General features: G+C 33.8%; 4 protein-coding genes. All 4 read left to right on the forward strand.

All coding sequences use genetic code 11. The features are described from left to right. Positions 1-243: 243 nt before the first annotated feature. Positions 244-825 (forward strand): hypothetical protein, encoded by a 582-nt coding sequence (locus tag VZD24_RS15140; protein ID WP_342688104.1) that lies wholly within the window; start codon positions 244-246, stop codon positions 823-825. Positions 826-975: 150 nt separating this feature from the next. After that, complete coding sequence (locus VZD24_RS15145; protein ID WP_342688103.1) at positions 976-1,518, forward strand: hypothetical protein; 543 nt, start codon at positions 976-978, stop codon at positions 1,516-1,518. Between the two features lie 603 nt (positions 1,519-2,121). After that, positions 2,122-2,415 carry a type II toxin-antitoxin system HigB family toxin gene (locus VZD24_RS15150; RefSeq protein WP_342688102.1) on the forward strand — a complete coding sequence of 98 codons (294 nt, stop codon included), beginning with the start codon at positions 2,122-2,124 and terminating at the stop codon, positions 2,413-2,415. A gap of 1 nt (position 2,416) precedes the next feature. Beyond that, the gene (locus VZD24_RS15155; protein WP_342688101.1) at positions 2,417-2,773 is read left to right on the forward strand and encodes a helix-turn-helix domain-containing protein; all 357 of its coding nucleotides are present in this window, start codon (positions 2,417-2,419) and stop codon (positions 2,771-2,773) included. The last annotated feature ends 147 nt before the right edge of the window (positions 2,774-2,920 follow it).

Below are 2,920 nucleotides of genomic sequence, written 5' to 3' on the forward strand. Positions count from 1 at the left end.
GTTGTCGAAGTCTAAAGCTTCACCGTATATAGTAACCTTACTCCGCTCTTTTGTTCTTTCTGATTAATACTTAAAATTAACTTATTTAGTGAAAATCAAACTTAAGACGTGTATAATTAATGGCTAGTTCTAGCCTACTTACGAAAATCCTCGCGGATTTTCTATTCGGTTTTTATTTACTAAATTAGGTGCTTAAACACGCCACTAATCATACACAAAACCGTTACCCAACATTTGAAAAAAATGCGAACTGAAATTAAATATTTAGAACTTAAAAGCGGATTTTCTGGAAATGGTCCAGCTTGGATTGGACTTGTTTCCTTCTCGAAAAGCGGAAAAACAATTTACTTTGACGGAAAAGCATTTAAAAGTCTCGATGGAACTGGAATTAGCGGAAATTATTTTGACTTGGAAACTGGAGATGAATATTGGATTTCGGGAGTTAAAAAAGATATGTCTGACCGACACAAGTTTGGCGGAGGAAAAATATTTGTGGAAAAACGGATTTTAAGTGAGTATTTGCAAATAGTTGGTAAATCGGAATTACCAAAAACTGATTACGAATTGACAAAAGTGGAAACTGAAAAGCCGATTAAGAGAATAAATGAACTTGAAAATGAATCTCTCGAACCGACTGAATTTGGACAAGAATTATATTTCAAAGAACCAAACGAATTAAAAGATAACGAAATTGAACATTTAATTGCGGAATTAATTGAAGACGAGAAAAGTGTTCAGTTTAATAAAGCTCGTAGGAGTTATAAGAAAAAACGAATTGAATTAGAAGCGGAATTAGAAAAACGTGGAATAAAAAACGTTGGGTAACACCGTGTATAATTCATTGCTAGTACTCGCCTACTTACGAAAATCCTTGCGGATTTTCTATTCGGTTTGTATTTGCTAATTTAGTTGCTGAAACACGCAACGAAATCATACACAAACACGTTGTGCATAATGCGAAAACCGAACTAATCAATGATAGAAATTCTTTTGATTTTACTAATTCTCTTCTTTATGGGACTTCCATTTTATTGGATTTACAAATTAGTATATAAAAAGAAAAAAATTATAAAAGCTGACAAACAGAATACCGAAGAAAAAAAATCTGAATCTGAATTTGAACCATCGGAATTAATAAAAAAAGCGGATTTTATGTTTATGCAAGATTACCGAATGTGGAAAAATCTTTCTGAATCTAAAAAAAAGGAACGCTTGACTGATATACAAGTGATTTTCGATTATGGCAAAGACCATTTAAAAAGAGAAATGATTAAAAAAGGTTTTGAGCCTGGTTCCAAAATAATTGACATTAAATATTTCACAGGATTAAATGAATTTGGATTTACAATAGCAACATTTTTAATTCAACACGAAAAAGGAGGAGAAATTCGAGCGCTGACTGTAAATATTGATATGGACAAAATGAACTTTACAGCAACAAACAATCACTTTTTTAGTAATGGAAAAGAAAAATATTGGTACTTAAAAGAAAAGAAAAAAGATTTAATGAAAATATAAGCACTATGCACAACACCGGCTATAGTTCATTGCTTCTGACTTTCCCCCCGGAAAGTCCTCGCAAATTTGCTATCTTCGGTTTGCGGCGGAAAATCCTCGCGGATTTTCACGCAACGAAACCATAGCCATAACCGTTACCTGTAATTGCTCCGACGAAATATCCAGACAAATAATCTGACTAAAAAAGACGTCTATTCAGAAAAATTCAAGCGGATGAATTGACGGCTGACTTTTTGCTCGAAAGCGGAAAAACCCAAAACGCGGACTTAATTCGGAACCGAACAATTTTGAGGGATTTGCCCACTCAAACGGAATCGAATCGATTTTTGACAAACTGCGCGGAATATTACGCCGACTTGATTGCGGAAAAGCCGATCGTGCCACTGTTGTGTGTCGCAAAAACAGGTAACAACGCATAACGCCCAATGCTCAATTTTTCCTTATCGGAAAAATCGCCCGGGCGGGAAATAAGGTATTTTTTATGTAATTTAGTCAGTGCATCACGCATCGTGCGTTATACAAATCCGTTGCCCATAATGCTGAAAAAACTCAAAAGTTATCAATTTGGTAACTTTTTTTTATATTTGCGACAAACAAATTGAAGTGAAAATATTTTCGAGAGGAACTTTACGAGATTTTTGGGAAAAACACGGTAATTGCGAAATTCAATTAAAATCGTGGTATCGAGAAATCGAAAAATCAAATTGGGCGAATATAAACGACTTAAAAGCGGAATATCCAAACGCAAGTATTTTAAAAGACAATCGAATTGTTTTCAACATCAAAGGCAACGATTATCGATTGATTGTAAAATTTAACTTTGAGTATCAACTCGCGTGGATAAGATTTATCGGAACTCACGCTGAATATGACAAGATTAACGCAAACGAAATTTAATATGAAAATTAAACCGATTAGAAACGAGGCGGATTACCAAAAAGCTCTTGAGCGTTTGGAAGTAATCTTTGATGCCAAAAAAGGAACTGATGAAGGCGACGAACTGGAAATACTTGCAATCGTAATTGACAACTACGAGAAAGAAAATTTTCCGATTGGAATGCCAGACCCTATTTCAGCTATTAATTTCAGAATGGAGCAAATGGGATTAAAACAAAAGGATTTAGTTGAAATGATTGGCTTTAAGAGTCGAGTAAGCGAAATAATGAATAAAAAGCGAAAACTGACTTTAGAAATGATTAGAAACCTGAACGCTAAATTGCACATTCCGACTGAAGTTCTGATACAAGATTATTAAACAACATTCCGAAAAAGCACTATGGGCAACAAAGAACTGAGGTAAAAAACAACATATTTCTTCATTAATTTTTGACATTATTATTCTAGGCTTACAGATTGAAAGATGGATCTATAAGCTGTTTTTTTATTTAGATTTTGGTTATTT

This window comes from Aequorivita flava (assembly GCF_038742595.1).
In the GTDB taxonomy this organism is placed as follows: Bacteria; Bacteroidota; Bacteroidia; order Flavobacteriales; family Flavobacteriaceae; genus Aequorivita; species Aequorivita marisscotiae.